General features: G+C 67.7%; 1 pseudogene. It reads left to right on the forward strand.

Features of this window, described 5'->3' with window-relative positions:
- Positions 1–267: 267 nt before the first annotated feature.
- A pseudogene (locus tag CAY82_RS27575) lies at positions 268–443 on the forward strand (ammonium transporter); the annotation flags it as partial.

Below are 443 nucleotides of genomic sequence, written 5' to 3' on the forward strand. Positions count from 1 at the left end.
GAAGCATGCGAAGCCGGACCGGTGGACGGCCTCGGAGGACTGGGTACTGGCGCTCATGCGGCCCATTCTCCCCGATCCCGGCGTGCCCGGGTCACACCGGCACCCGGGTGCCGGGACAGTGGCCTGGTGTGAGGCGCCGGAAACTCCTCCGCAACACGAAACACGGCGGAAACACGTCTGCCCACATCCGGAAACCGCCGACGGTGAGGCTCGTGTCCATCCACCAGCCGTACACCACCCCCCGCCGCCCCGGGAAGGGATGACCTCGTGCCGTATCTGTCGGCCGGAATCGACTCCGGAGACACCGCCTGGCTGCTCGCCGCCACCGCGCTCGTCCTGCTGATGACACCGGGCCTGGCCCTGTTCTACGGCGGCATGGTCCGCACGAAGAGCGTCCTCAACATGCTGATGATGAGCTTCGTGTCGATCGCGCTCGTGACGGT

Origin of the sequence: Pseudomonas sp. SID14000, from assembly GCF_002165135.1 — a bacterium.
Classification (GTDB): domain Bacteria; phylum Pseudomonadota; class Gammaproteobacteria; order Pseudomonadales; family Pseudomonadaceae; genus Aquipseudomonas.